The 25,809-nt window shown below is 63.9% G+C and carries 23 protein-coding genes; 10 read left to right on the top strand and 13 right to left on the bottom strand.

Annotation, left to right across the window (positions count from 1 at the left end):
• Positions 1-4 precede the first annotated feature (4 nt).
• The 3 genes from J2W46_RS01350 to J2W46_RS01360 all read right to left on the bottom strand — a co-directional run bounded on the left by J2W46_RS01350 (position 5) and on the right by J2W46_RS01360 (position 3,671).
• Positions 5-733 (bottom strand): FadR/GntR family transcriptional regulator, encoded by a 729-nt coding sequence (locus J2W46_RS01350; RefSeq protein WP_020067938.1) that lies wholly within the window; start codon positions 731-733, stop codon positions 5-7.
• A 130-nt stretch (positions 734-863) separates the two neighbouring features.
• Complete coding sequence (locus tag J2W46_RS01355; protein ID WP_310350647.1) at positions 864-2,051, bottom strand: pyridoxal phosphate-dependent aminotransferase; 1,188 nt, start codon at positions 2,049-2,051, stop codon at positions 864-866.
• A 138-nt stretch (positions 2,052-2,189) separates the two neighbouring features.
• Positions 2,190-3,671 (bottom strand): RNA polymerase factor sigma-54, encoded by a 1,482-nt coding sequence (locus J2W46_RS01360; RefSeq protein WP_310350650.1) that lies wholly within the window; start codon positions 3,669-3,671, stop codon positions 2,190-2,192.
• Between the two features lie 494 nt (positions 3,672-4,165).
• On the opposite strand from J2W46_RS01360, the gene J2W46_RS01365 reads away from it, so the two are divergent.
• Positions 4,166-4,504 (top strand): BON domain-containing protein, encoded by a 339-nt coding sequence (locus J2W46_RS01365; RefSeq protein WP_020067941.1) that lies wholly within the window; start codon positions 4,166-4,168, stop codon positions 4,502-4,504.
• Between the two features lie 126 nt (positions 4,505-4,630).
• On the opposite strand, the gene J2W46_RS01370 is transcribed toward J2W46_RS01365, so the two are convergent.
• The gene (locus J2W46_RS01370; RefSeq protein WP_020067942.1) at positions 4,631-5,080 is read right to left on the bottom strand and encodes a ferritin-like domain-containing protein; all 450 of its coding nucleotides are present in this window, start codon (positions 5,078-5,080) and stop codon (positions 4,631-4,633) included.
• 394 nt (positions 5,081-5,474) lie between these two features.
• Between J2W46_RS01370 and J2W46_RS01375 the strand changes: the two genes are divergently transcribed.
• Positions 5,475-5,729 (top strand): hypothetical protein, encoded by a 255-nt coding sequence (locus J2W46_RS01375; RefSeq protein ID WP_310350653.1) that lies wholly within the window; start codon positions 5,475-5,477, stop codon positions 5,727-5,729.
• Between the two features lie 129 nt (positions 5,730-5,858).
• Here the strand turns inward: J2W46_RS01375 and J2W46_RS01380 are convergent, their stop codons facing one another.
• The 5 genes from J2W46_RS01380 to J2W46_RS01400 form a co-directional block, all read right to left on the bottom strand.
• Positions 5,859-6,440, bottom strand: coding sequence for a hypothetical protein (locus J2W46_RS01380; protein WP_310350658.1), 582 nt, complete (start codon positions 6,438-6,440; stop codon positions 5,859-5,861).
• A gap of 82 nt (positions 6,441-6,522) precedes the next feature.
• Positions 6,523-6,867 carry a DUF1488 family protein gene (locus tag J2W46_RS01385; protein ID WP_087754887.1) on the bottom strand — a complete coding sequence of 115 codons (345 nt, stop codon included), beginning with the start codon at positions 6,865-6,867 and terminating at the stop codon, positions 6,523-6,525.
• The gene (locus tag J2W46_RS01390) at positions 6,864-7,430 is read right to left on the bottom strand and encodes a DUF4142 domain-containing protein (protein WP_310350661.1); all 567 of its coding nucleotides are present in this window, start codon (positions 7,428-7,430) and stop codon (positions 6,864-6,866) included. Before J2W46_RS01390 ends, J2W46_RS01385 begins: the two co-directional genes overlap by 4 nt.
• A 57-nt stretch (positions 7,431-7,487) precedes the next feature.
• Entirely contained in the window at positions 7,488-8,039 is a 552-nt protein-coding gene (locus tag J2W46_RS01395) for a type 1 glutamine amidotransferase domain-containing protein (RefSeq protein WP_020067948.1), read from the bottom strand.
• A 200-nt stretch (positions 8,040-8,239) separates the two neighbouring features.
• Entirely contained in the window at positions 8,240-8,587 is a 348-nt protein-coding gene (locus J2W46_RS01400) for a chemotaxis protein (protein ID WP_087754889.1), read from the bottom strand.
• Positions 8,588-8,741: 154 nt separating this feature from the next.
• Here J2W46_RS01400 and J2W46_RS01405 point away from each other — a divergent pair, with 154 nt between their 5' ends.
• The 5 genes from J2W46_RS01405 (at position 8,742) to J2W46_RS01425 (ending at position 13,590) form a co-directional block, all read left to right on the top strand.
• Positions 8,742-10,088: a DNA topoisomerase IB gene (locus J2W46_RS01405; RefSeq protein ID WP_310350668.1), complete on the top strand. Its 1,347-nt coding sequence runs from the start codon at positions 8,742-8,744 to the stop codon at positions 10,086-10,088.
• Between the two features lie 244 nt (positions 10,089-10,332).
• Positions 10,333-10,848, top strand: coding sequence for a PRC-barrel domain-containing protein (locus J2W46_RS01410; protein ID WP_087754891.1), 516 nt, complete (start codon positions 10,333-10,335; stop codon positions 10,846-10,848).
• 222 nt (positions 10,849-11,070) lie between these two features.
• A complete protein-coding gene (locus J2W46_RS01415) occupies positions 11,071-11,502 on the top strand; it encodes a DUF3175 domain-containing protein (RefSeq protein ID WP_310350672.1) in 432 nt (143 codons plus the stop codon).
• A 110-nt stretch (positions 11,503-11,612) separates the two neighbouring features.
• Entirely contained in the window at positions 11,613-12,932 is a 1,320-nt protein-coding gene (locus J2W46_RS01420; RefSeq protein ID WP_087754928.1) for a cation:proton antiporter, read from the top strand.
• Positions 12,933-13,017: 85 nt separating this feature from the next.
• A complete protein-coding gene (locus J2W46_RS01425; protein ID WP_310350675.1) occupies positions 13,018-13,590 on the top strand; it encodes an FUSC family protein in 573 nt (190 codons plus the stop codon).
• A 14-nt stretch (positions 13,591-13,604) separates the two neighbouring features.
• Here the strand turns inward: J2W46_RS01425 and J2W46_RS01430 are convergent, their stop codons facing one another.
• Positions 13,605-14,675, bottom strand: coding sequence for an AraC family transcriptional regulator (locus J2W46_RS01430; protein WP_310350677.1), 1,071 nt, complete (start codon positions 14,673-14,675; stop codon positions 13,605-13,607).
• A 116-nt stretch (positions 14,676-14,791) separates the two neighbouring features.
• On the opposite strand from J2W46_RS01430, the gene J2W46_RS01435 reads away from it, so the two are divergent.
• A complete protein-coding gene (locus J2W46_RS01435) occupies positions 14,792-15,142 on the top strand; it encodes a carboxymuconolactone decarboxylase family protein (RefSeq protein ID WP_087754895.1) in 351 nt (116 codons plus the stop codon).
• 23 nt (positions 15,143-15,165) lie between these two features.
• Here J2W46_RS01435 and J2W46_RS01440 read toward each other — a convergent pair whose 3' ends face one another.
• A complete protein-coding gene (locus tag J2W46_RS01440) occupies positions 15,166-16,218 on the bottom strand; it encodes an aldo/keto reductase (RefSeq protein WP_020067957.1) in 1,053 nt (350 codons plus the stop codon).
• Positions 16,219-16,472: 254 nt separating this feature from the next.
• Here J2W46_RS01440 and J2W46_RS01445 point away from each other — a divergent pair, with 254 nt between their 5' ends.
• Together J2W46_RS01445 and pdeR are read left to right on the top strand one after the other, a co-directional pair.
• Positions 16,473-21,128, top strand: coding sequence for a DEAD/DEAH box helicase (locus J2W46_RS01445; protein WP_310350680.1), 4,656 nt, complete (start codon positions 16,473-16,475; stop codon positions 21,126-21,128).
• A 205-nt stretch (positions 21,129-21,333) separates the two neighbouring features.
• Positions 21,334-23,337: a cyclic di-GMP phosphodiesterase gene (gene pdeR / locus J2W46_RS01450; protein ID WP_020067959.1), complete on the top strand. Its 2,004-nt coding sequence runs from the start codon at positions 21,334-21,336 to the stop codon at positions 23,335-23,337.
• Between the two features lie 52 nt (positions 23,338-23,389).
• On the opposite strand, the gene J2W46_RS01455 is transcribed toward pdeR, so the two are convergent.
• On the bottom strand, positions 23,390-24,277 hold the full coding sequence (locus J2W46_RS01455; RefSeq protein WP_020067960.1) for a crotonase/enoyl-CoA hydratase family protein: 888 nt from the start codon (positions 24,275-24,277) through the stop codon (positions 23,390-23,392).
• 401 nt (positions 24,278-24,678) lie between these two features.
• Entirely contained in the window at positions 24,679-25,782 is a 1,104-nt protein-coding gene (locus tag J2W46_RS01460) for a malate/lactate/ureidoglycolate dehydrogenase (protein ID WP_310350683.1), read from the bottom strand.
• Between the last annotated feature and the right edge of the window lie 27 nt (positions 25,783-25,809).

The following is a 25,809-nucleotide window of genomic DNA, read 5'->3' on the forward strand; positions in this document are numbered from 1 at the left end:
ACGCCTAAAGCTTCGCGGCGTCTTCCTGATAGATCTCGCGCACGAAGGCCAGGTGCCGTTCGGCCGCCTTGCGTGCCTTTTGGGCGTCGCGTGCGACGACGGCGTCGTAGATGGCCTGATGCTGACTCATCAACTGCTTTTCCATCGCCTCGTCGTAATCGATCAGCCGATGGTATTGACGCATGCCTTCGCGAATCAGCGTGTGGATGCCATGCATGACATGGGCAAGCGCGATGTTGTGCGTAGAGTCGGCAATCGCGAGGTGAAAAGCGGCATCCAGCTCCGCCAGATTGACGCGATCTTGCGACTGCGAAGCCGCCTTCAGTGCATCGAACGCAGTCTTGATCTTGCGAAGATCGGCGGCGGTCGCGCGCTCCGCGGCATATACGGTCGAAATCGATTCGAGCCCCTGGCGCAATTCGAGAATGTCGGCACTTGTGCGCGGATTTTGCAAAAGCAGTTCGGCGAGCGGCTTCGAAATAATCGGCGCCGTCAGATCGACCACCGTAAAGCCGCCCCGCCCGGACGTGGCGATATAGCCATCCGATTCCAGCCTGATCAGCGCTTCGCGCAACGAAGGCCGCGACACCGCCAGTTGCGTCGCCAGATCGCGCTCAGCGGGCAGCCGGTCGCCCGGCATCAGCGTACCGTCGGAGATCAATTGCTTGATCTGATCTGCGACGACGTCGGAGAGCCGTTTGCGCGTGAAAGACTGGATCGGGCGAAAGTGCATAGGCTACGGCTGGCACAGCCGGTTGTTCAGGATGATTCGTTAGCGGCAGTATGCGACGCGACAGAGCTAAACGGGAGCGAATGAATTATACCGTTGGGCGCCCTGCGCGATTTTCGCTGCGAGCGCGTATTCACGGGTTCGATTGCAACGGCAACGCCGCGACAAACGCCGCAATCCGCTCGCACGCTTCGGCAAGCCGCGCTTCGTCGACGACAAAGCCCAGCCGGACGAAACCGTTCGCGGTCTCGCCAAACGCACTCGCGTCGAGCACTGACACGCCTTGCGCGCGAAACAGCTGCCATGTGAAATCGACGGTATCGAGGCCCGTGCCGCTCACGTCGACCATCATGAACATGCCCGCTTCGGGCAGCAGGCAGCGCAATGGCGGGACCCGGCTTAAACGCTCGAACACGACGTCGCGACGGCGCCTGTAGATATCGCGCATCTGCGCGACGATGCGCGACTTCTCCTGTAACGCGGTCAATGCGGCCTGCTGGATGAAGCCCGGCAAGCCATACAGCATGGCAAGCGCGAGGCGTCCCATATGTTCGATCAGTTGCGTGGGTCCGATCGCCCAGCCTACGCGCCACCCCGCCATTGCATGCGATTTGGACAGGCTGCCGAGTGTGACCGTGCGCTCCGCCATGCCGGGCAGCGACATGATGCTCACATGTTCGCGCTCGAAAGTGAGATCGGCGTAGACCTCGTCGGACAGCACCCACAGGTCGTGCTCGCACGCGAGCCGCGCAATGCGTTCGAGGTCCGCGCGCGGCATCACGACACCTGTTGGATTGCACGGCGTCGCGAAGAAAATCGCCTTGGTGCGCGGTGTCACGGCTCGTTCGAGCGCGTTGCAATCCAGGTGAAATGCACGCGCAGGATCGACCGGCACCGGCACGAGCGTCGCACCTGCGGCGCGCACGCAAGCTTCGTAGGTGAGGTACATCGGCTCGGGCACGATCACCTCGTCGCCTGCTTCGAGCAGACAAAGCGACGTGGCAAACACGCCGTTTTGCGCGCCCGCCGTGAGGATCACATTCGCCGCGCTGACCGTGGAACCGGTCATGCGCGCCTGCTCTTCGGCAATCGCCGCACGCAGCGGATCGCGCCCGGACACCGCGCTGTAATGCGTATCGCCGCCACGCAACGCGTCGATGGCACGCTCGACAATCGGTGCGGGCGTAGCGAAGTCAGGGTCTCCCACGCTCAGGACGATGACGTCATTGCCATTCGCCGCGGCCTGCTGCGCCACGCGATGAATCTCCCACGCCGACGTACGTCTGCCTTGCAATCCCTCGACCCGACTCGAATACTTCATCTCGCTCACCCGTTTCTGATTGACCCGCCAATGTAATGGGGCGTGCGCAAAACGTCCAGATACGAAAAAGCGCCACGCGAGCGGACAGCCTCGCGTGGCGCTTCGTATCAAAGCCCCGCTTGCAGGGGCTGGGCAAATTCAGACCTGGCGGCGCAACTCCGCCGGCGGCACCTTCATCAGATGCCGGTACTTGGCAACCGTGCGGCGCGCGACGAGCACGCCCTGATCCGCAAGCATCTTTGCCAGCGTCACATCGGAGAGCGGGTCGCGGGTGTTTTCGGCAGCGATCATTTCTTTCAGCAGCGCCCGCACTGCGGCGGCGGAACAGGTACCGCCGCTTTCGGTGCCAAGCTCGCGCGGGAAGAAGTGCTTGAACTCGAAAATGCCGCGCGGCGTGGCCATATATTTGTTGCCGGTCGCGCGCGAGATCGTCGATTCGTGCAGGCCGAGTTCGTCGGCGACATCGCGCAACACCATCGGCTTGAGCGCGATTTCACCGTACTGGAAAAACGCCTTCTGATGCGCGACGATGCATTCGGCGACGCGTTGAATCGTGTCGAAGCGCTGCTGCGCATTTCGGATCAACCAGCGCGCTTCCTGAAGCTGCTGGGCGAGCGGCGAACGGCTAGCCCCCGCCGATTGCGCAAACAGCTCGGCATACATGCGGTGAATGCGTGCGCGCGGCTGCACGGCCGGATTGATCGTCACCACCCACTTGTTGCGCACCTGGCGCACGATTACATCGGGCACGACGTAGTTGTCTTCGGTACGGCCGTAGCAGTTGCCCGGCTTCGGATCGAGCTTGCGCACGAGTGCGCAGGCCACACGCAGCTCTTCCGCAGTACAGCCAATCTGTTTTTGCAGTTCTGCCTGTTCGCGACGCGCGAGCCGCTCCAGATGATGTTCGACAATCTGCCGCGCGACATCGCGGCCCGGCGTGTCCGCGGGCAACGCATTGACCTGCAGCAGCAGACACTCGGACAGCGAACGCGCGCCAAGCCCAGGCCGGTCGAGCGACTGCACGAGGCGCAGCGCGACCAGCAGTTCTTCCTCTGTCAATTCGGGTTCGAGATCGACGCTGTCGGCGAGATCCGCCAAGTCCTGGCGCAGATAACCGTCGTCGTCGAGCGCCTCGATGATGAAGCGCGCAACCGCGCGATCGCGGTCATCCAGACGATAAAGACGCAGTGCGTCGTGCAGTTGCTCGCGCAACGTGGGTTGCGAGCGTGCCCATTCGGCCGGATCGCTGCCGTCGGAGTCGCCATTCTGGCGTGCCGAACTGCGGCTGCTGTAATCGCCCGAAAAGTCGCCGGGCATGTCGTCGGGGCCGCCGCTGTCGAGGCTCTCGTTGCTAGCGGCTTCAGCGGGCAGCGAGTCGGGCTCGGCGGCCGCGACTGCATCGGTTGCCGGCAGCGCGCCTTGCTCTTCGCCGGACGTGGCGGTTGCAAGCGCAACGTCCTCCGTATCCGACGAGTCATATTCGAGGAACGGGTTCGTATCGAGCGCAGTTCGCAATTCCTGCTGGAACTCCAGAGACGATAGCTGCAACAGACGCACCGACTGCTGCAAACGCGGCGTAAGTGCAAGAGACTGCCTTGTGCGAAGTTCAATTGAAGGCATCGTGTTCAGGTCCCGTTGAAAGCTGAAGTAAAGGAGTGACCTCACTAGAGCAACACGCGTACCAGCTTTTGCAACGCACTGTTTTATTTGGTGTTTATGTTTCCAGGCCCGCGAATTGCAACGCCGCGCGGGGCCTTTTTTACAAGCGACCCGGCAAATTCCGCATCCGCTCCACACGAGTCGGCGCGCGCACGATCACGATGCGCGATCACTATTCATCAGTGGAAAAGCGCCTGCTGGCGCGGGCTTCGCCGCTTCTCTGGTCCTCAGTCACGAGGCGCGGGCACACACTTTGCGGTAACGAGCATGTGGACGGACGGCTCTCTTCGCATCCGGCGCGAACGCGCAACGACTGTGAAGACCCGCCCGGTGTCGATAACGGGCCCTGACGGAACCGTAGCGGCAACGACCCCACGCGAGTCATCGGCGGCTTCGGCCGCGATCGACCGCAGGCAACAAGACCGCAATTTCATCAACACCCGAAGGAGAAAACCATGAAGACCATCCAATTCCTGAAGACTGCCGGCAGCATCGCGTGCGTTGCTTTCGCACTGAACGCCACCGCACAAACGAGCGCCTCGGCTCCGTCGGCTTCGTCAGAAACCATCGGCCAGCACGTCGACGACGGCACGATCACCACGAAGGTCAAGGCCGAACTGCTCGGCGCGAAGAACGTGAAGTCCACGCATATCCATGTGAAGACCCGCAAGGGCGTGGTGTGGCTCACGGGTACGGTGCCTTCGGCTGAAGACAAGACCGCCGCCCAGGACGTCGTGGAAGGCGTGAAGGGCGTGAGCAGCGTGAAGAACCGCCTGAAAATCGCCGCAGAATAATCTCGAGGCGCCCGGCGTTCTGCGCCGGGCGCAGGGCCCCGAGAAGCTCCCGAGAAAAAAGGCCGTCCGCACATTGTGCGGACGGCCTTTCTGCTTTAGAGGCCGGCCTGACGGCCGGCTACCCGATTAGCTCTTTGCCGCGTATTGATCGCGCAGATCGCGAACGCGGTCGTGATTCTGCAGCACGCCTTGATACTGACGCTCGACAATCGCGCGCACGTCGGCGGGCAGTTCTTTTTCCAGCGCGTCGTGATAGTTCTTCTTGGCGACGTCCTCGCCCTTTTCCACCTCGACGAGAATCTGATGGTCGCTGCGGTCCGTCACCGCCGACTTCACGTCGACCCATCCCCGGTGCAGCGCACCGCTCACACTGCCGCCCGTTTCCGGCTTACCGCCCAGGCGCTGAACCACATCCTGCAGCTCGCGTGCGCCGCGCGCGCAATCTTCGGCGCGCGTGAGAAACATCGTCTTCAACTGTGTGTCACGCGCATCTTCGGCCGCCTTGCGAAAGCCCTTTTCACCATCCTTCGATGTTTCGATGAGATCGTTCAGAACGGAGACAACATTCGTAGTCATTCAATACCTCCAGGGTTTCGTTAATCGCGGAATCCGTTGCCGGCACGCCCGCATGTATCGCGGTTCGCGTGCCGCCTGCTTTGCCAACGCCTGCGCAAGGCAACGGGGTTCACTGTTTGATACGCATGGCGCGTGCCCGAAAGTTCACAGGATGCATTGCGCCCGCGCACTCTGTCTGCGCGGCCGTCTTTGTTGCAGAGGTGGGTAATTGTTGCGCGGCGCGAACTGTCTTGAGCGGCGTGAAAGCCTCTCTGAGCGCGGCTTTCGCCGGTGGCACACCCGTTGCTTTTATTGCTTCGCCCGAGTAATGCCATGCAACGCACAAGTTGAAAAGCTGCATGACGTATCGACGAATTGAAAAGAATGGGCAGGCAACAATGACAGGGAGAACATCATGAAGATTCGCAGCGCAGAATGGCTGGTCGCCGTCGCCATCGTCTCGTCGGCCAGCGTGTTGCAGATCCGCGAGCATATGCAGCCGCACGATAGCGCTGCGGCGAGTACGAGCGCTGGCGCGCAAGCCGTGCCTTCGACCTGCGAAGGTTCTCGCAAAGGCGTCATGCCGGCCTCATGCGAGCCCACGCGCGACCAACGCCCTGCTGACCACGCCCCCTCGCCGCAACGTGGCGCCGCGCGTATCTGGGTATAACTTTCGCGACGATCAGCGCGCCTTGCGTTTTCGGGACCACCAAAGAAAAGGGCCCGACGTCTGTCGGGCCCTTTCCGATCGCCTTCTCGCTTACTGCCGTCCGCCGCTGTCGCCGCTGGCACCGCTACATCAGGCGCGCTTTTCGTTGTACTCGTTGAGCGGAACGGGCTTCTTCAGCGGATCGAAGTCGGCCCAACGGCCTTGTTGCCAACGACCCGTCGCGCGTTCGATCGACACGCCGCCTGCTTCCCGCAGCAAACGGGCGGCGTCGAACTGATTGTCAGGCGACACGTGCACCGCGACCAGCACGCCCGAATCGCGCGCCTCTTCGTGGAACGGCGTGCGATGCCCGGCTTCGCTACTATCGCGCGTGCGCCACATCGCCCCGGCCAGCGAGCCGATATAGGCGCCGACGCCCGCAGCGATCGCCGAAACGAGCAGCGGCGCAGAGAACGCCGCGAAGATGCCGACGCCAATAATAGCGCCCACCACCGCGCCGATCGTCACGCCGAGGCCCGCGCCCTTCGGCGCGCCTTTCGCACCCGCATCGGTGTGGGTGTCGCCGCCAATCGGAAAACGCGCATGCTGGCCACGCGGATTGACGAAGAACAGCGTGACGTCTTCCTCGACGAAGCCTGCATTGAAAAGTTTTTGCGCCGCTTCTTCCGCGGCTGGGAAAGTCGTGAAGCGTGCTGCAACGATGAGTGACATGAGGCCTCCTTGCATCGTGATTGCGTTTTGACGGACGACGCCCGCGACTACTCGCAGTGCGCGATCAGAAGAAGCGGCAGCGCTACACCGCCGTGCCGCGGTCGGGCTCCATGCCTTCCACTCTGAACAATCCGCTATGCAAGACTACGCCCTCCCCGTCGTTCTGGTCGAGCGCCTCGGCGCACACCGAACGGATCCGGTTGCGGCCCTTGTCGAAGGCTTCCATCAACTCGCTTTCGAGCGGCGAACCGGCGCCGAAGTGATCTTCCAGCGCCTCGACCGTGATGGCGCAGACAACCGGTTCACCGTCCACGCGCGCCATGAAGCGAACCATCAGGTTGGCGCCGTCGAAGGTCGGTTTGTCGTCGGAAAAAGTGATCTGCATAAGGGAATCCTCATAGGCAGGCCGCGGCAGGATCGCGTTCATGATGACGCGCCCTTCATTGCGCCGGCGAGCTGCTGCGCCATCTCCAGATGATGCTTGATGACCGGCAGCGCGCGCGCGGCCGCAGCCTTCAGTTGCGAGTCGGTGCCGCTCTGGCTCTCCTGCTGGAAGAGATCGACTGCCCGCTGATGCGCCTCGAGGCCGACCTGCTCGACATACGCCTCGTCGAACTTCTGGCCCTTGAGCGTTTGCAGCTTGCCAACGAGCGCGGAGTCTGCCGACGGCGTGGTGGCAAGCCCCTTCTTCGCTGCGAGCGCACCCATGCTGCGCGAGAGCTTCGTATGTTCGGCGATCATCTGCTGTGCAAATTTCTTCACGCGCGGATCGCTGGAATTCTTCAACGCGATCTTGCTTGCCGCGATTTCGGTGGCGTCGGACCGTGAAGCATCCTGGATAAACTGCTGGTCGGCGGCCGAGAGCTTCGTGCCGCCGACGGGCGCGTCGCTCGCGGGAGCGTCGCTTGCCTGCGCATACACGACGCAGGCCGGCGCCGTGCCAAGAGCAAGCGCGACAGTCATCGCTTGTAGGGAATACCGTAGTTTCATGCGTTTTCTCCCTTGTTCACGGAGTCACCGGCGCGTCTCATCGCCCACCTGCGCCGCTCATGCAGCCTTGCGTTTCGACAGTTGCCCGATCAACGCTTTGTTGAAGGCGGGAATGTCGTCCGGCTTGCGGCTCGAAATCAGATTGCTGTCTTCGACCACTTCCTGATCGACCCACGTGCCGCCCGCGTTGCGGATATCGTCCTGCAGGCTCGGCCAGCTCGTCACCGTGCGCCCCTTGATGATTCCGGCCGACACGGGCAGCCACGTGCCGTGGCAAATCACCGCGATCGGCTTCTTCGCGTTGTCAGCCGCTTTCACGAATGCCTGCGCCTGCGGCAACACGCGAATCGCGTCACCGTTCACCACGCCGCCAGGCAACACGACTGCGTCATAGTCGTCCGCGATCGCTTTGTCGAAAGTCGAATCGACCTCGACCGTGTCGGCTTTATCAACGTGCTTGAAGCCCTGGATCTTGCCGGGCTTCGCTGAGATCACGTGCACGGTCGCTCCGGCCTCGGCGAGCGCGCGTTTCGGGTCGACCAGTTCAGCCTGTTCGAAACCGTCTACCGCCAGGATCGCTACCTTCAGACCGTCGAGACTGTTTGCCATCTTTCTCTCCTTTGTTCAAATGCCGGGGCCGCGCACGTGATGCGCCAAACCCCTTTCATCATTGATTAACGATGCGGCAGCAAGGCTTGTGCCTGCTGTTCCCCGACCCGCCTACCGCGTGATCGCTCCGGCCTCGACGCCCGCTGCGACGGGCCTCGGAGGCTCGGGATGCTTGCGTCAAGCGGAGAGGCGCAACGCGGTTACAGGCCGCTCGGGTCGTCGTCGAGACCGTCGTCGTCTTCGTCGGCTGTCGGTGGCGTCAGAATGCGATCAGGTTCGATGTCGCTATCCGGGTCTAGCGTCGAATCGCCGTCCGCGGCTGCGCGCTCGCCTGTGCCCGCCCGGTCGGTGTCGCTGCCCATTTCCGACTCGCCCAGTTCGAGCGCGTGGTTGTCGAGTTCCGTATCGACGTCGAACTCATGGCGCTTCGCGCCCGCGACGTCGCTGCCGCTATCGGATGAATCGCTCGGTCCCAACGCGCCCGTCGTGCCTGACGTTTGTTTGACGACCTGTTGCGGCTCTTCATCGGGGTTCAGCGTGCTGCTCATGGCGCTCTCCTTTATCGGTTGATACGTATGACGTTCTCCGCAAGGACTGTTCCGCCCGCTCGCCCGCGCCGGCAGTGCCGGGCACCGGCTTTGCTCCGGGCCATCACTGGCGCAACGCGCTTCACGCTTGAAAGTTCTACCTGCAAAGATAGCCATGGCAAACAGCACAACCACAAGCACAACGAGCACGGCGCAAAACGGTCATGCATCGGCCGACGAAAGCGTGAAGCAGTCCGCGACAGCCGCCATGCCGCCCGGCTTGCGCCATGCCGACGACAGCAAGCCGGGCTACACGCGCAAGCGCGAGAAAGACGGCTTCGCGTATTTCGACGTGCAAGGAAAGCGCATTGAAGACGAAGCGGAGATTCAGCGCATCAACTCGCTCGCGATTCCGCCCGCGTACGAAGACGTATGGATCTGTCCAGACCCGCGCGGACATATTCAGGCGACTGGCCGCGACGTGCGCGGGCGCAAGCAATACCGTTATCACCCGCGTTGGCGCGAAACGCGCGACGCCGACAAATACGAACGCATGGCCGAGTTCGGGCGCGCACTACCGCGAATCCGCGCGCGCGTCGCCCGCGACCTCGAACTGCCTGGCATGCCGTGCGACAAAGTGATCGCAGCGGTCGTGCGGCTGCTCGATACCACGCTGGTTCGTATCGGCAGCGTCGAATACGCACGCGAAAATCAGTCATATGGACTGACGACACTGCGTAAAAAACACGTGAAGGTGGAAGCCGGACAATTGCGCTTCAAGTTTCGCGGCAAAAGCGGCATTGAACACGACGTGACGGTGGACGACCAGCGCGTGAAGCGCATCGTGCGGCGCTGCGCGGATCTGCCGGGTCACGACCTGTTCCAGTATCTCGACGACGACGGCACACGCCGTACCGTCGGTTCAGCCGACATCAACGATTATCTGCGCCGCGCGAGCGGCGCGGACTTCACCGCGAAGGACTATCGGACATGGGCCGGCAGCGTCTACGCGCTTGCAGCGCTGCGGCGCCTCGTGTGCGGCAGCGCCGCCGAAGCGCGGCGTCATATCGTGGCGACCGTCAAAGAAGTCGCGGGCTTGCTGCGCAACACGCCGGCCGTTTGCCGGCGTTGCTACATCCATCCTGCAGTGATTAGCGCATTCGAAAGCGACCAGTTGCAAACCTTGCCGCCGGGTCAGTCGCGCCGGGGTCTGAAAGTCGACGAGGTCGCTTTTGCTGCATTGCTCGCGCATGCCGAGAAGCGCGCCGCCAGACTCGCGCGTCAGGCGGGAGCAAAAGGCCGCAAGCTGCGCGAAACCGACACCGCCGAGAGCATCAACGGCTCCATTACGACGTTGCTGAAGAAGTCGCGCACCATTCGCAACGAAGCGAACAAGGCGGCGAAAGCCGCTGCCAAAGATAGCGTCAAACCAAGCGCAAAAGCCGGCGCGCGAACTGCCCGGCGTGCTGCGAGCGCGGGCGCCCGTTCCGCCCCGCGCGCCGAGAAGACGGCCGCGAGTTAACGCCGCTCATAGCAAGCAGGAACTGCAACGGCGCGCGCATCATTTACCCGGACAGAGGCTGCATGCTCGCGGACGCCGCCGCCATGGTGCGATGCATATCCGTGTATCGCCGCAGCGCCATGCGCGAGCACTTTCCGCGCACGTGAAGGCGTTTGTCCCGACCTGCGTAAAGCGACCGTAACGCCGGGCGAGGAACGCGCGTTGCTGCAGTGATCGTCACCCTAACCTGCAAAGGAGGCACATCATGGTCATGCAAAGTCAGACGCAAGGCACGCAAGGCGCACGTATCGTCGGTAAAGGCAGCGCGACGGCAGAAGGCCCGGGCCCGGATGTGATGGCGGCCGATACACTGGACGGCAACAGAGTGCTCAGCAGCGACGGCGAGGACATCGGCAAGATCAAAGACATCATGCTGGATGTGCGCTCGGGCCGCGTTGCGTACGCGGTGCTGTCGAGCGGCGGCTTCCTCGGCATCGGCGACAAGCTGCTCGCTATTCCATGGCGCGCGCTCACGCTGGACACCGAGCAGAAGTGCTTCGTGCTGGACATGACGGCGGAACGCGTGAAAAGCGCTCCGGGTTTCGACAAGGATCACTGGCCGTCGATGGCGGATGAGACATGGGCCACGTCTGTTCACCAGTACTACGGCAGGGAGCCCTATTGGGGCCGCGACCAGTTCGATATGCGCGATGACGTGGGCGTGGGCGATATTCCGGCCGGTTCGTCGGATGCGCCCGAAGCCGGTGGAGTCAAGCTGTAATCGGCGAGCCGCGGCGAGTGCGTGAAGCAGTTTGCCGTTCGCAGTTCGCGCACCGTCCTCACTTGCGCCGGCACGCCGCCATCGCGGCGGCCGGCGCGTTTGACTTTGACCGCGTCGAATTCGACGACGCAGACGGCCCTGGATAATCGCGCGCAATCCTGCGAGAAGGGACGCGCGGCAAAGACCGTAAAAGCAAAGACTGTAAAAAAGGAGGCGGCTCGAATGGCGGCCCGAAAAACCACCAGCAAATCGACCAGCAAATCGACCAGCAAGTCGCGGCGCTCGCCGGCACGCGGCAAGTCGGGGCGGCCGCCGCGTCAGCGCCATGCACAAGCGCATGCCGCTGAGCAGAAGAAGGCATCGCGCGCAGGCGGCAAGAGTTCGCGCAGGTGGTCGCATCATGTGATGGAAACGAGCGACGCGATGGACCTCGAACAGGACATCTTCAAGACAGGCAACGCCGAGGAGATTGCGAAATCGCTGAAACAGTCGTCGACAAAAAGCAGCCGCCGCAAAGGCACGCCGTTTCAATCGGCGATGTCGATGCTCAATTTCTACATCAACCGGGCAGGCAAGAACCTGCCGAAAACCCGCCGCGCAACGCTGGAGCAAGCCAAGCGCAAACTGCGCGAAGCATTCGGGCGCGCGCCCTGACATTCATGCGCTGTCGCGCGTTGACTGTCGCGACGTGATGCACCCGGGCGCTCGTCCCATTACCCCGGCCGGTCATGCGCCGTTCGCATGTCGGCCCTAACCGGATGCTCATGCACGAAACTTTGTGGTTCCTCATCGTCGGCGCCGTGCTCGTTTTCATGGGCGTGGCCGCGACAACCCTCCGCCGGCTGCCCGTCAGCGCGGCCATGTTCTATGTTGCGCTCGGCTACGCGCTCGGGCCGCCCGGCTTCGACCTGCTGCATCTCGACATGGTCGCCGATGCGCATCTGCTGCGCACCGTCACCGAAATCGCGCTGCTGGTGTCGCTGTTCGCCATTGGACTGCGCTTGCGCGTGGGCGTGCTCGACAAACTGTGGATGGTGCCGCTGCGCCTCGGCTTCCTCGCGATGCTGGCGACCGTGCCGCTCCTCACCCTCTTCTGCGTCTACGTGCTGAATCTGGGCTGGGGGCCGGCCATTCTGCTGGCCGCTATTCTCGCGCCGACCGACCCGGTGCTGGCCCACGACGTGCAGGTGCACGACCCCGGCGACCACGATCTGCTGCGCTTCGCGCTTTCCGGCGAAGGCGGCCTGAACGACGGCATCGCGTTGCCGTTTGCGATGGTGGGTCTCGCCATCTGCGCAGTGCAAGGAGCCGACGCTGGCGACGTGCTGAATCTGGAATTTGCCGGCAGTGTCGTGTGGGGTGTATTGGGCGCACTAGCGATAGGCGGTGTACTCGGCTGGGTCACGACGCACGCGGTCGCCTGGCTGCGCACGCGCCATGCACACGCGCTCGGCCTGGAAGGCTTCTTTGCGCTCGGGCTGATCGGCTTGTCGTTCGGCGCCGCGCAGTTTGCCCAGACTTATGGCTTTCTCGCCGTGTTCGCGGCTGGCGTGTCGATGCGTCGCGTCGAATATGGGGCGAGCGGCGGAGCCTCGCCTCGCGAGACGATCGGCACCGTCGATTCGAAAAATGTCGAAGCCACTGCGTCCGATCCCGAGAAAGCCCACGCGTTCATGACCGAGTCCGTATTGGGATTCACGATCGAGCTCGAACGTATTGCCGAGGTCGTCATCATGGCCATGGTCGGCAACGTGCTCGCGACGCTGAGCGTGCCGCTTTTCACATGGCAGGCGTTTGCGCTTATCGTCGCGCTGTTCGTTTTCGTGCGCCCCGCGTCGGTCGAGTTGTCGTTGCTCGGCTCCGACGCCATGCCGACGCAAAGGCGCCTGATGAGCTGGTTCGGCATCCGCGGCGTGGGCTCGTTCTACTATCTGGCTTATTCGCTGGAACACGGTCCGGCCGCGTCTATCACGCCGCTCGTGCCGCTCGCGCTCGCGGTGGTCACGGCTTCGGTGGTCATCCACGGGGTGTCGGCGACGCCGCTCATGAACCGCTATCGGCGCCTGCGTCATAGCGAAAGCTAGAATACGGGGCCCGTTCGCTGCACGTGCAGCATTTGCGGCGTCCGGCTCCCTCGCAGCTTTCGCAGCTTCTGAACCCCGCGATTCAATGGCTCCTCACGACGATCCAGCACAAACGACGCGCGCAAGCGCCGCCGAATCGCTTTTCGCGTTCCTCAAATCGCTGCCGTTCGCGGAGCGGCTCACCGAAGGCAGCCTGATGGCGTTCCAGGCCGTGGCGGGCGCGAGCCTCGCGTTCGAAATCGGCCAGGCGCTGCATACCGAGCAGGCATTCTGGGCGGCGATCACCGCCATTGCAGTGAGCCAGCACAGCTACGTCGACACGCGCAAGCTGTCGCGCGACCAGTTCATCGGCGCGATGGTCGGCGGCTTATGCGGCCTTGCCGGCGCAACGCTCGGCCACGGCTATTTCGCGGCCTACGCGGCGACGGTGGCAGTGGCCATCGTGCTGTGCTGGATCGTGAACGTCGGCAGCGCGGCGCGGCTCGGCGGGATCACGGCTACCATCATGCTGCTGGTACCGGGCATTGGCCCGGCGTGGGACAAGGCGTTGTTGCGCCTCGGCGAAGTCACGCTCGGCACGGTGTGCGCGCTGCTGGTCGCGTGGCTGATGGCGCGTGCGGAGAAGCGCTGGTTCAGCGCGCCCGGCAAGGCGCGCTGAGCGGCATCGCCGGTTTATGAAGACACGTCCGCCGCGCTTTGCTGTGGATGGCGCCGGTAGCGTCCCGGCGTTACGCCGACGCTTTGCTGAAACGCCTTGCCGAACGCGGCTTCAGACTGATAACCCACCGCTTCGCCGATTTCAGCCGCGCTGCGCTGCGTGCGGCGCAGCAGGTCGCAAGCGATCGTCATGCGAATCTGCGTGAGGAAATCCATCACGGTCATACCGGCGCGTTCGTTGAAATGCCGTGCGTAAGTGGCGCGCGACATCGCGGCAAGCTCGCCCAGTTCAGCAATGGTCCACGCGCGCTGCGGCGCGCTCAACATGCCTTGCACTGACGCCGATAGACGCGGGTCGGCCAGCAGCGACAGCATGCCGGGCGTCGAATCCGCCTGCTCGCCGTGTACGCGTAACGCCATGCCGAAGAGCGCCTGACTCAGCGCTGTGACGATGGCGAGCGCGCCGGGCCGGCGTTGGCCCGCCTCGTCGCGCATCAGCCCGATCACCGTCTGCAATGGGGCGAGCGTGCGAACGCCGCCGAGCGACACATGGAACGGATCGGGCAGCGCATTCAGCAGCAACGCTGACGAACCCGGCGTGTACGCGAAGCGGCCGCAGAGCAGGTCGAGATCGGCGGCGTTCGCCGTGACGTGCTCTGGGCCGCCGTGGGCAGCGTCCGTGTGCGCGCCGGTCAGGACATCAGCGTCGGCTTCTTCACCGCTCGCGGACTTGCCGTCCAGACCTTCGCGCTCTGCAGCCCTGCCAATGCCCCGGCCGTCGTTTCGCTTGACCGGCAGCAGGCCGTCGTGACTCATGACCAGCGGCGCGCTGACGGCGCTCAACTCGACATCTCTCACGCGATGTGCCGCGCCGCGTGGAAACAGCATGAAATCGCCGGTCTGCAGGCGCACCTGCGCGCCGTCCGCCATCTCGATCACGCACGACCCTGCCAGCACCAGATGAAATGGCGCAATGCCCGGCTCCATCGGCGCATGGTCGACGTCGAACGCGCCGGTGAGCAGGCATCGCAAATCCAGACTGGCTTGCGGCCGTGCAAGGTCGAGTAACCGGCTGAGCGTATCCATGAGACGTCCGCGCTAAATGTTGAGCCAGTCGAGTATTCAGGATGTCGCCGTCCCGCGCAATACTTTGTCCATGGCGCCGGCAACCGCCGACGCCCCACAGACGAAGGAGCATTGCCATGTTGAACTGGACCGAATACCGCAAGCAGCTGTTTGGCCGCATCGGCGAAATCGGCAAGCTGTCGCCGGACACCGTCAAGGGCTATCAGACGTTATCCAACGCCGGTCAGAAGAACGACCTGCTGGGCGCGAAGACGCGCGAACTGATCTCGCTCGCGGTGGCCGTGAGTTTGCGCTGTGACGGCTGTATCACGGTGCATACGGCCGAAGCGCTGAAGCAGGGCGCCACCCGCGAGGAAATAGCCGAAGCGCTCGGCGTAGCGGTCGCGATGAACGCCGGCGCGACGATGGTCTACTCGGCCCGCACGATGGACGCGGTCGCGGCGTATTCCGCCGAAGCATCGGCTTAACGCGCCGGGCGTCACTGGTCGCTTCAGACCACGAGCCGGCGCGCCTCCTCGAGCTGTTTGCGGCGCGCTTCGCCCTGGCGCGCCAGCATCCAGCCGGGGTACTCGGCAGGCAGCGCGCTCACCTGATCGAGCCGTGCGAGTTCGTCCGCGGTGAGCGCGACGCCGGTCGCCGCGATGTTGTCGTCCAGTTGCTCGACCTTCTTCGCGCCGACGATCACCGACGTCACCACCCGTTGATGCAGCAGCCACGCAAGGGCGATCTGCGCGACCGACACGCGCTTGGCCTCGGCAATCTCGCGCATCGCGTCAATGCAGTCGTACGCACGATCGCGGTTGACCGGCGGAAAGTCGAATGTCGTGCGGCGGCTGCCCGCTTCGCCCTGCTGCTCACGCCCGTATTTGCCGCTCAGCAGCCCACCCGCGAGCGGACTCCACACCATGAGCCCGAGCCCTTCGCTTTGCAGCATCGGCACGAGTTCGCGTTCCAGGTCGCGGCCCGCCACCGTGTAGTACGCCTGCAGCGTTTCGAAGCGCGCGGTTCCCAAACGCTCCGCAATGCCGAGCGCCTTGACGATCTGCCACGCCGCCCAGTTCGACACGCCGACATAGCGCACGTGACCGTGCTGCACGAGCGTGTCGAGCGCGCGCACGGTTTCTTCGATCGGCGTGGCCGGGTCGAAACCGTGGATCTGATACAGGTCAACGTGATCGAGCTGCAGGCGCTTCAAACTGGCCTTCATCCCATCGATGATGTGGTAACGCGACGCGCCGCGCGCGTTCGGAAACTCGCCGGTCGGGCCGAAAACCTTGGTCGCCACCACGACCTTGTCGCGCGGCACCTTGAGGTTTTTCAGCGCCTGCCCGGTGATCTGCTCGGACAGGCCTTCGGCGTAGACGTCGGCCGTGTCGATGAAATTGATGCCCGCATCGAGCGCCCGGCCGACGAGCCGCTCCGCATCGGCCTGCTGCAAATCGCCGATCTGCTTCCACATGCCTTCGCCGCCGCCGAAGGTCATTGTGCCCAGACAAAGTTCTGAAACAAAAACCCCGGTACGGCCAAGCTGGTTGTATCGCATTGTCGAAACTCCATCGTGGATGAGTGCACAGGTGAGCCGTAAAGGGTACTGCAATTGGCGCCGTCGAGCAGGCGGGGGCTGCCGTCGCTTTCGGAACGCCGACACCCACCGGCAACCGCTGCCCGGCCATTTGGCAAACGGCGCCCAAACCTGCCAGACTGGCCCCTGATTCCGCGACTTCGATTCGCACCGGCAACGGTTGCGAGCAATGCCGTCGTCTGGATATCGGGCGTCGCGTCCCCATCTAACCACGCATGACCCTAGTGACCACCTCAGTGACCACCTCAGTGAGCACTTCAGTGAGCAGCACGACCGCAAATCCAACCACCGGAACCACCGCACCCGCCGCAGCCGACTCGCTTCGCGCGCTCCCGGCCTCGCTGGTAGAGCGCGCCGCCGCGCACGACGCGCTCGCGGGCTTTCATCCGGCGGTTGCAGGCTGGTTCCTGAAGTCCTTCCCCGCGCCGACCGACGCGCAGGCCGCTGCCTGGCCGCAGATTCGCCAGGGCCGCTCGACCCTGGTCGCCGCGCCCACGGGCTCCGGCAAGACGCTCACGGCCTTCCTGTCCGCACTCGACGATCTGGTCCAGCAAGGTCTTGCGAACAACGGCGCGTTGCCCGACGAAACGCTGGTGGTCTACGTCTCGCCGCTCAAGGCATTGTCGAACGACATTCGCCTGAATCTGCAAGTGCCGCTACAGGGCATTGCCGCCGAACTCGACGCGCGCGGCCTGCCGCCGCTCGACATCCGCACCGCCGTGCGCACCGGCGACACCACGCAGCAGGAACGCAACGCGCTCAAAAAGCGCGCGCCGCATATCCTCGTCACCACGCCGGAATCGCTTTACGTGCTGCTCGGCTCCGACTCCGGGCGGCGCATGCTGTGCACGGTGCGCACCGTGATCGTCGACGAAATTCATGCGCTCGCCGGCAGCAAGCGCGGCAGCCACCTCGCTCTCAGTCTCGAACGGCTCGACGCGCTGTGCGGCCGACGCCTGCCGCGCATCGGCCTGTCCGCGACGCAAAAGCCGGTGAGCGCAGTAGCACGATTTCTCGTAGGCGGCGCGCCGGTCGACAGCGACATACCCGCCGACTGCGCAATCATCGACGTAGGCCACATCCGCGAACGCGACCTGGCGCTGGAAATTCCGCCGGTGCCGCTCGAAGCGGTGATGCCGAACGAAGTCTGGGAACGTGTCTACGACCGCCTCGCGGAACTCGTCGCGCTGCACAGCACGACGCTGATCTTCGTGAACACGCGGCGCATGGCCGAGCGCGCCGCGCGTCATCTGACCGAGCGGCTCGGCAAGGACGCGGTCGCCGCGCATCACGGCAGTCTCGCCAAAGAGCATCGCTTTGACGCCGAACAGCGGCTCAAGCGCGGTGAACTGCGGGTGCTGATCGCGACCGCTTCGCTCGAACTGGGTATCGATATCGGCGACGTCGATCTGGTCTGCCAGATGGGTTCGCCACGCGCAATCGCGCCGTTCCTGCAACGCGTGGGGCGCTCGGGCCACCATGTCGGCGGCATGCCGAAGGGCAGACTCTTCCCCACTTCGCGCGACGATCTGATCGAATGCGCAGCGCTGCTCGATTGCGTGCGGCGCGGCGAGCTCGACGCGCTGCGCATTCCGCGTGCGCCGCTCGATGTACTCGCGCAACAGATCGTCGCTGAAGTATCGAGCACCGAATGGAGCGAGGACGCGCTATTCGACCTGATACGCCGCGCCGCGCCGTACGCGGAACTGGCTCGCGAGCAGTACGACGCAGTGCTGCGCATGCTTGCCGAGGGCTACACGAGCCGCAACGGACCGCGTGCCGCGTACATTCATCGCGACGTGGTCAGCGGCACGCTGCGCGGCCGGCGCGGCGGCAAGCTCGTGGCGGTCACCTCGGGCGGCACGATTCCCGAGAACGCCGACTATGCGGTGGTGCTGGAACCGCAGGCGGTCAATATCGGCACGGTCAACGAAGACTTCGCGGTAGAAAGTCTCGCCGGCGACGTGTTCCAGCTCGGCAACGCGTCGTACCGGATTCTGCGCATCGAAAGCGGCCGTGTGCGTGTCGAAGACGCACAAGGGCAGCCGCCCAACATCCCGTTCTGGCTCGGCGAAGCGCCTGGCCGCAGCGACGAACTGTCGTTCGGCGTCGCGCGCCTGCGCGAGCAGATCGCGCGTCTGCTCGCATCCGACGACGACGCAACGACGCCGCTCGACAACGCACAGGCGAGCAACGCCGCTTCGAAGGCGACGGCTTCGGAACACGTACCTGACGCAACCGCTGAAGCTCCGAATCCCATGCCCGCGCGGCTCGAACGCGCGATCGACTGGCTCATCGCCGAACTTGGTCTGGACGAAGCAGCCGCGCGCCAGATCGTCGACTATCTCGCGCGGGCGCGCGCCGCCCTCGGCGTTCTGCCGACGCAAGACACGCTGGTGATGGAGCGTTTTTTCGACGAATCGGGCGGCACGCAGCTTGTCGTTCATGCGCCGTTCGGCAGCCGCGTAAATCGCGCGTGGGGCCTAGCGCTGCGCAAGCGCTTTTGCCGCCAGTTCAATTTCGAACTGCAAGCCGCGGCCACCGAGGACGCGATCGTGCTGTCCCTGACCGGCAGCCATTCGTTCGTGCTCGATGAAGTGTGGCGCTACCTCCATTCGAATAGTGCCGAGCGTCTGCTGATTCAGGCCTTGCTCGACGCGCCGCTCTTCGGCGTGCGCTGGCGCTGGAACGCGACCACCGCGCTCGGTTTGCCGCGCTACACCGGCGGCCGCAAAACGGCGCCGCAATTGCAGCGCATGCGCAGCGAAGATCTGCTGACGAGCGTCTTTCCCGAACAGGCCGCGTGTCTGGAGAACGTGGTCGGCGAGCGCGAACTGCCGCATCATCCGTTAGTCGATCAGACCGTTGACGACTGCCTGCACGACGCAATGGACAGCGAGCGCTGGCTCGCGCTGCTGCGCCGCATGGAAAGCGGCGACATGCGGCTTGTTGCACGCGATTTGCCGGCGCCCTCGCCGCTTGCCGCCGAAATACTCAACGCAAAACCCTACGCGTATCTGGACGACGCCCCCATCGAGGAGCGCCGCACGCAGGCCGTGCTCAATCGCCGCTGGACCGATCCGGCAAGCGCCGACGACCTCGGCGCGCTCGACGCCGACGCGATCGCGAGCGTGCGCGACGAAGCATGGCCGCAGGCACGCAGCATCGACGAAATGCACGAAGCGCTGACAGGTCTCGCCTGCATTACCGAGGCCGAGGCGCAGCACAACGAGGGCTGGCCGGAATGGCTCGCGTCGCTCGCTCAATCGGGCCGAGCGACGCGCCTCGAGATCGCCGCCGACGCGGCACTGTGGCTCCCTGCCGAACGACTGACGTGTTTCGACGCGCTCTATCGCAGCGGGAACAGCGGCACTACGAACAGTGGCTCCCGCTTCACGCCGCCGCTCACCGCGCCGAAGGGTTACACCGACGAATGGAGCGCCGACGACGCGCTGCTCGACGTACTGCGCGCCCGGCTGACCGGTTTCGGCCCGCTGCCCGCCGACGCGATTGCAGATGCGCTCAAGCTGCCGCGGACATCGGTCGAACAGGCGCTCGGCCGTCTCGAGGCAGAAGGCTATGTGATGCGTGGACGTTTCACGTCGAACACGTCGGAAGAGGAATGGTGTGAGCGCCACCTTCTTGCGCGCATTCACCGTTACACCGTCAAGCGATTGCGCCGCGAGATCGAGCCCGTGGAACGGCACGACTTCATGCGCTTTCTGTTCGAATGGCAGCATCTGACGCCGGACACGCGCAGCGAAGGACGCGACGCGCTCGCCGCCGTTCTGGAACAGATGGAAGGCTTCGAGGCTGCGGCAAGCGCCTGGGAAGAAGACATTCTGCCCGCGCGCGTAAAGGCCTATTCGAATACTTCGCTCGACGAACTGTGCCGCGCGGGCAAGATCGTCTGGACGCGCTTGACGGAGCGTTCGCGCAGCGCGGCCGGCCCGGTGCGCAGCACGCCTATCGTGCTGCTGCCCCGCCCGCAGGTACGTACGTGGAGCGCGCTGATCGACGCCGAGCGGCAGCCGGAGCTATCGGCGCGCGCTCAATCTGTGTACGACGCGCTGTCGCAACACGGCGCAATGTTCTTCGATGAACTGCTGCACGAACTTCGCGTACTGCGGATCGAACTGGAGAGCGCGCTGGGAGAACTGGTGGCGGCCGGTCTCGTCAACTCCGACAGTTTCGCGGGACTGCGCGCGCTGCTCAAACCGGCAGCGAAGCGCAACGCGTATTCGGGCAGCCGGCGCGCAAGATCGAGTATGGGATTGGGCGCGCTGATCGGCGGAATGGACGACGCGGGACGCTGGGCGCTCGTCAATCGGCGCGCGTCTATCGCCACGAGCGAAGAAACCGCCGCGCAACCGGGCCGGCCGCAGCAGCAGCGGCGCCGTCAGTTGCCAGCCGAGACGCTCGAACATGTCGCGATGACGTTGCTGCGGCGCTACGGCGTCGTGTTCTGGCGCGTGCTAGAACGCGAGGCCGACTGGCTGCCGCCATGGCGCGATCTGCTGCGCGTCTATCAGCGGCTCGAAGCGCGCGGCGTGATCCGCGGCGGGCGCTTCGTCAATGGACTCGCTGGCGAACAGTTCGCGTTGCCCGAAGCAATCCCGTTGTTGCGCGAGGTTCGGCGGCATGCGAACGATGGTGCTTTTGTGTGCGTCGGCGGCACCGATCCGCTGAATCTGGTGGGCACGCTACTGGTTGGAGAACGCGTTCCGGCCGTCGCCGGCAACCGTGTGCTGTACCGCGATGGCGTCGTCATCGCGACGCTCGCAGCAGGCGCGTTCTGGTTCGAACCGTCGGTCGAGGCGAGCCCGACAGAGCGCGAGCGCGCGCGCAGCTGGCTCACTCGCAGGTTCTGACGCGCGACACCTGTAAAGACTGCCTGGCGCAGCATCTTTACCCGCGCTTTTTTACCGACGCACACGGTTCGGCGAAACCACGAACCTTTCATGTTTATGGCCCGAATTTCAGCCGCTTCGCTACAATGGGCCGTCTTTAAGTATGATGAGACTGTCTGCCGTCATCCGCCATCAGGGCCGAAACGGCACACCGCCCGGGGATCCCATGAATGACGACCATCACGAGCAGGTGCTTTTTGCGCAGTTCGGCACAAGCAGCCCTTGCTGGCGTCTGTCGAGCGACAGCAACGCGCTCGAACTGACACCAGTCACTGGCGATATGCCAGCCAATGTTGCCATTCCGCTCAATCCTCAACAGGCATCGCAAATCCGTTGCCTCACTGGCATTACGTCTCACCTGGTTCTCGACGTGCGGCTCTTCGGCGAGCCTCTGCGTTTGCACCTCGTCGGCAGAAAGATCAACAGCGGCAGTTGGGCCGGCACCGCGTCGGCTTATGACGACACCGAATCTGTCGCGCGCGATCTGATGCATGGCTTGTCGTTCGCCGAGCAGGTCGTGTCTGAAGTGAATTCGGTTGTCGTAATCGTAGACCGGCACGGGCGAATCCAGCGCTTTAACCGGCTGGCCGAAGAACTCACGGGCGTCAAGGAAGAGAACATTGTCGGGCGCAACGTGTGGGCGCTTTTCATGTCATCGGAAGACGGCGCGGCGTCGAGCCAGAACATTGCGGGCTTCTTCAATCGCGGCGTGTCGTACGAAGTCGAACGGCGCATCAAGACACTGCACGGCGAACGGCTCTTTCTCTTTCGCAACAAGTTCGTTCAGAGCGGCAGCGGCGTAGACGAGCAGTACCTGATCTGCTCGGGTACGGACATCACCGAGGAACGCCTTGCGCAGGAGCGTCTCACGCAACTTGCCAACACGGATTCGCTCACGGGCCTGCCCAATCGCAACGCGATCCAGGACATGATCCGCACCGCGATCGAGGAGACGGCGCCGGGCGAATCGGTGGGCGTGCTTTTTCTCGATCTGGATAACTTCAAGAAGGTCAACGATCACTACGGCCACGTGTTCGGCGACCGTCTGATCCGCGACGTGTCGGCGGCGATCGGCATGTGCCTGAACGAAGGCGACACGCTCGCGCGGCTCGGCGGCGACGAGTTCATCGTGCTCGCGGCAAAAGGCACGGCGCATGAACTGGAGGCGACCGCGCAGCGCATCCTCGAACGCATGCGCACGCCGTTCAGTCTCGGTCTCGTCGAAGTCTATACGGGCTGCTCGATCGGCATTGCGCGTTATCCGGAACACGGCGACAACCTGGAGTCGCTGATCCGCTCGGCCGATACGGCCATGTACGTCGCGAAAGACGAAGGCAAACGCACGCACCGCGTGTTTTCGCCGGAGATGAACCGCAAGGTCGCCGAGTACATGTGGCTCGACACGAACCTGCGGCGCGGCCTCGAAGATGGCCAGCTGACGCTGCACTATCAGCCCAAGCTGCTGCTTTCAACCGGCGCGGTCCAAGGCGTGGAAGCGCTGGTGCGCTGGAATTCGCCGGAACGCGGGCAGATCATGCCGGCAGAGTTCATTCGTTATGCCGAAGAGTCCGGCCTGATCGGCGTGCTCGGCCGCTGGGTCATGCAAACGGCTGCGAAACAGGCGGCAAAATGGCAAGCGGACGGCTACAACCTGCGCATCGCGATCAATGTGTCGGCGCGGCAACTGGTGGATACGGCGGTAGTACGCCACTTCACCGAAGCGCTTCAGCAGGCGAAGCTCGAACCATGTCTCGTCGACGTGGAACTCACCGAGAGTTGCCTGATCGAGGACGAAGCCGCGGCCATCGATCTGATCAAGCAGTTCCGTCAACTGGGCGCGCAAGTACATCTGGACGACTTCGGCACCGGCTATTCGTCGCTATCGCAATTGGGCCGAATTCCGCTCGACGTGATCAAGCTCGATCGCAGCTTCGTGCGTTCAATCAACGCCGACACCAAAGCGCAGGCACTCGTCCGCTCGATGGTGGTGGTTGCGCAGGAACTCGATTTCAAGGTCGTCGCCGAGGGAATCGAAACCGAGTCCGAAGAGACTTTCATGAAAGGGCTGGGCGTCGAATACGTGCAGGGCTACTTGTACGCTCACCCAATGCCGGCCGCGGACTTCGAGCGCTGGTTGCAGGACAGGCAGAAGCTCAGGCTGATCGCCTGAGCTTGCGGCATGAGCGTCGCAACGGGCGCACTTCGGCCGCGGGTGGATTGAGTCAGCCGAAATTGGCCGCGCTGGCAGCCGTCTGCCGCAAGTTGGCCGTGCGGCGGTTTTGCAGCGTCACAAGCCGCTCCATGAAGGCCAGGTCCTTCTCTTCGATCATGAAGGCGGCGTCCACCCAATCTTCGGTGATTTCCATCAATTCGGCCCGCGGCAATTGCAGCACGCGCTGACGCGCCCGCAACATCGCGCGGATGCCGTTCATCTTCGGCTTGAGCGTGTCGATGAACGTGCGGGTCGCGACATACGCGTCGCCCGGTTCGAACAGCTGGTCGACGAGCCCCTTCTCCCGATGCCACTCCGCCGTATGCGGTTCGCCCACGCCGATCAGTTCCTCGGCGAGACGCATCCCGGCCTTGCGCGCGACGAGCGAATAGCCGCCCATGCCGGGGAACAGATTGAACGCGATCTCGGGAAAGCCCATGCGCGCGTCCGATTGCGCGAGCAGGAAGTGGTGTGCAAGCGCGGCCTCGAAGCCGCCGCCTAGCGCCGTGCCCTCGACCATCGCAATGGAGATCGCGCCGGTATCGAAGCCGCGCGCCGCCGCGTGCACGCAATCGACGCACGCACGTGCGTATGCCATCAGCGCCTGACGCTTGCCCGAGCGAATTGCATCGGCGAAGAAATCCAGGTCGCCGCCCACGTTGTAAATGTTGGGGATCAGCGAGCCGGTCACCCAGAAGTCGATGGGCAAGCCGGACTCCCGCGCGGCCTGCGCAAGCCCGAGAATATCGTGGACCAGATCCAGATTGAAACACGGACGCGGCTGCGCGCGCAGCATCATCCACATGACATTGCGGCCTTCTTCGTAGTAAGCCGAAACTTGCGACAGATTGCCGGCTTCGAGGAACGGGCGGCAGGCGTGGTGGTTATGCAGATTCATTTTGAACGGTCCTTTAGGGTTAAACACTGATATTGCAATGCGAGCCTAAAGCAGACCGGATTCGGATGGGAGCGGGATAACCAACAGATCAATGCAACGAAATCTCGAACCCTTGCGCGACGGGCGTCACAGCGGCACGTGAAAGCCGCCCGGCGTGCGCCGCACCGCAAACGCTTGCGCGGCGAAGATGCGCGACATTGCCCGACATTGAGTGCAGGCGCGCCATGCAATCAGCGGACGAGCGAAGCCGGAATTCGCCTGCGAATTCGAAAGAAAAAGCAAGACACGCCGATTAGGCGACGAAGTCGAAAATGCCGCTTGCGAATATTTTTTTATTCGTGGTCCAACAGACGGAATATCTATATTGCATAAGCGGCATTTTGCCCATTATCCAGGCAATGCTATTTGAGCAACGCCGACCAGCGCGCGACCTCGTCGGCGTGCATGCCGACAGCGAGCGCAGCCGTGGAGATCTGCGTCCATGTGGCGGCATCGACGGGAATGCCTTGGGCTTCGCGCTCCGCGCGCGTCACGCGCTCCGGCTCGCCAGGCTCATAGATATGATCGACGCCCGCAGCGAGCGGTGAGGCTTTCACCCACGCGATAAACGCGTCGGCTTCTGCTTGCGCATCAGGGGCGTCGAACGCCGCCGGGTCGATGATGACCGACAGCATGCAATTGATGATCGCGTTGGTGGTGCCGAGCGTGTCCGCGTGCGTGGTGAAGCCGCCCGCCAGCGCGCCGCTGAATATCTCGCACATCGCGGCAAGCCCGAAACCCTTATGGCCGCCGAACGGCGTCAGCGAACCGAACGGCTCCTCGTGCATGACTTTGGGATCGGCCGTCGGCACACCTTCATGGTCGATCAACGCGCCCGGCGGCACCTGCTTGCCCTGGTTGTAAGCGACGCGCGTCTTGCCGTAAGCAACCGTGCTCGTCGCGAAGTCGAGCACGAGCGGCGGCTTGCCGGGCCGCGGATAAGCTGCGCAAAACGGGTTGGTGCCGATGCGACGGTCGGCGCCGCCAAGCGGTGCGACGAGCGGGTCGCCCGCCACATTGACGAAATGGAACGACACGAGCCCCGCTCGCGCGCATTGCTCGGCCCAATGACCGATGCGGCCAATATGATGCGCATCGCGCAGCCCGACGGCGCTGATGCCGATGCGCTGAGCTCGCGCGATGCCCTGTTCCATCGCCTCGAACGCGACTACCTGGCCGAAGCCTTTGCGGCCTTCGACCGTGAGGACGGCACCCGCGTCTTTTACGACGTCGGCATGCAGGTTCAGTTGCAGCTGCCCGTCGGCAAGCGACGCCACGTAGCGCGGAATCATGCCGACGCCGTGCGAATCGTGCCCGGTCAGGTTCGCCGCCACCAGATGATCCGCGACCAGTTCTGCTTCGCGTGGCGCGCTGCCCGCCTGCTCCCAGATCGCCCGGACGAAGGCGTGTAGTTGATCGGCCGCAATGCGGGGCGTGGTGGATCCAGCGAACTCTTTGTCGGTCATTCGGATCGGGGCGTTAGTTAGTTAGTA

The organism is Paraburkholderia strydomiana (genome assembly GCF_031456815.1).
GTDB lineage: Bacteria > Pseudomonadota > Gammaproteobacteria > Burkholderiales > Burkholderiaceae > Paraburkholderia > Paraburkholderia caledonica.

Bases quoted from the DNA above. Each gene is read 5' to 3' on its own strand.
- J2W46_RS01350 (WP_020067938.1), bottom strand. From the start codon at position 733: ATGCACTTTCGCCCGATCCAGTCTTTCACGCGCAAACGGCTCTCCGAC.
- J2W46_RS01355 (WP_310350647.1), bottom strand. From the start codon at position 2,051: ATGAAGTATTCGAGTCGGGTCGAGGGATTGCAAGGCAGACGTACGTCG.
- J2W46_RS01360 (WP_310350650.1), bottom strand. From the start codon at position 3,671: ATGCCTTCAATTGAACTTCGCACAAGGCAGTCTCTTGCACTTACGCCG.
- J2W46_RS01365 (WP_020067941.1), top strand. From the start codon at position 4,166: ATGAAGACCATCCAATTCCTGAAGACTGCCGGCAGCATCGCGTGCGTT.
- J2W46_RS01370 (WP_020067942.1), bottom strand. From the start codon at position 5,080: ATGACTACGAATGTTGTCTCCGTTCTGAACGATCTCATCGAAACATCG.
- J2W46_RS01375 (WP_310350653.1), top strand. From the start codon at position 5,475: ATGAAGATTCGCAGCGCAGAATGGCTGGTCGCCGTCGCCATCGTCTCG.
- J2W46_RS01380 (WP_310350658.1), bottom strand. From the start codon at position 6,440: ATGTCACTCATCGTTGCAGCACGCTTCACGACTTTCCCAGCCGCGGAA.
- J2W46_RS01385 (WP_087754887.1), bottom strand. From the start codon at position 6,867: ATGAACGCGATCCTGCCGCGGCCTGCCTATGAGGATTCCCTTATGCAG.
- J2W46_RS01390 (WP_310350661.1), bottom strand. From the start codon at position 7,430: ATGAAACTACGGTATTCCCTACAAGCGATGACTGTCGCGCTTGCTCTT.
- J2W46_RS01395 (WP_020067948.1), bottom strand. From the start codon at position 8,039: ATGGCAAACAGTCTCGACGGTCTGAAGGTAGCGATCCTGGCGGTAGAC.
- J2W46_RS01400 (WP_087754889.1), bottom strand. From the start codon at position 8,587: ATGAGCAGCACGCTGAACCCCGATGAAGAGCCGCAACAGGTCGTCAAA.
- J2W46_RS01405 (WP_310350668.1), top strand. From the start codon at position 8,742: ATGGCAAACAGCACAACCACAAGCACAACGAGCACGGCGCAAAACGGT.
- J2W46_RS01410 (WP_087754891.1), top strand. From the start codon at position 10,333: ATGGTCATGCAAAGTCAGACGCAAGGCACGCAAGGCGCACGTATCGTC.
- J2W46_RS01415 (WP_310350672.1), top strand. From the start codon at position 11,071: ATGGCGGCCCGAAAAACCACCAGCAAATCGACCAGCAAATCGACCAGC.
- J2W46_RS01420 (WP_087754928.1), top strand. From the start codon at position 11,613: ATGCACGAAACTTTGTGGTTCCTCATCGTCGGCGCCGTGCTCGTTTTC.
- J2W46_RS01425 (WP_310350675.1), top strand. From the start codon at position 13,018: ATGGCTCCTCACGACGATCCAGCACAAACGACGCGCGCAAGCGCCGCC.
- J2W46_RS01430 (WP_310350677.1), bottom strand. From the start codon at position 14,675: ATGGATACGCTCAGCCGGTTACTCGACCTTGCACGGCCGCAAGCCAGT.
- J2W46_RS01435 (WP_087754895.1), top strand. From the start codon at position 14,792: ATGTTGAACTGGACCGAATACCGCAAGCAGCTGTTTGGCCGCATCGGC.
- J2W46_RS01440 (WP_020067957.1), bottom strand. From the start codon at position 16,218: ATGCGATACAACCAGCTTGGCCGTACCGGGGTTTTTGTTTCAGAACTT.
- J2W46_RS01445 (WP_310350680.1), top strand. From the start codon at position 16,473: ATGACCCTAGTGACCACCTCAGTGACCACCTCAGTGAGCACTTCAGTG.
- pdeR (WP_020067959.1), top strand. From the start codon at position 21,334: ATGAATGACGACCATCACGAGCAGGTGCTTTTTGCGCAGTTCGGCACA.
- J2W46_RS01455 (WP_020067960.1), bottom strand. From the start codon at position 24,277: ATGAATCTGCATAACCACCACGCCTGCCGCCCGTTCCTCGAAGCCGGC.
- J2W46_RS01460 (WP_310350683.1), bottom strand. From the start codon at position 25,782: ATGACCGACAAAGAGTTCGCTGGATCCACCACGCCCCGCATTGCGGCC.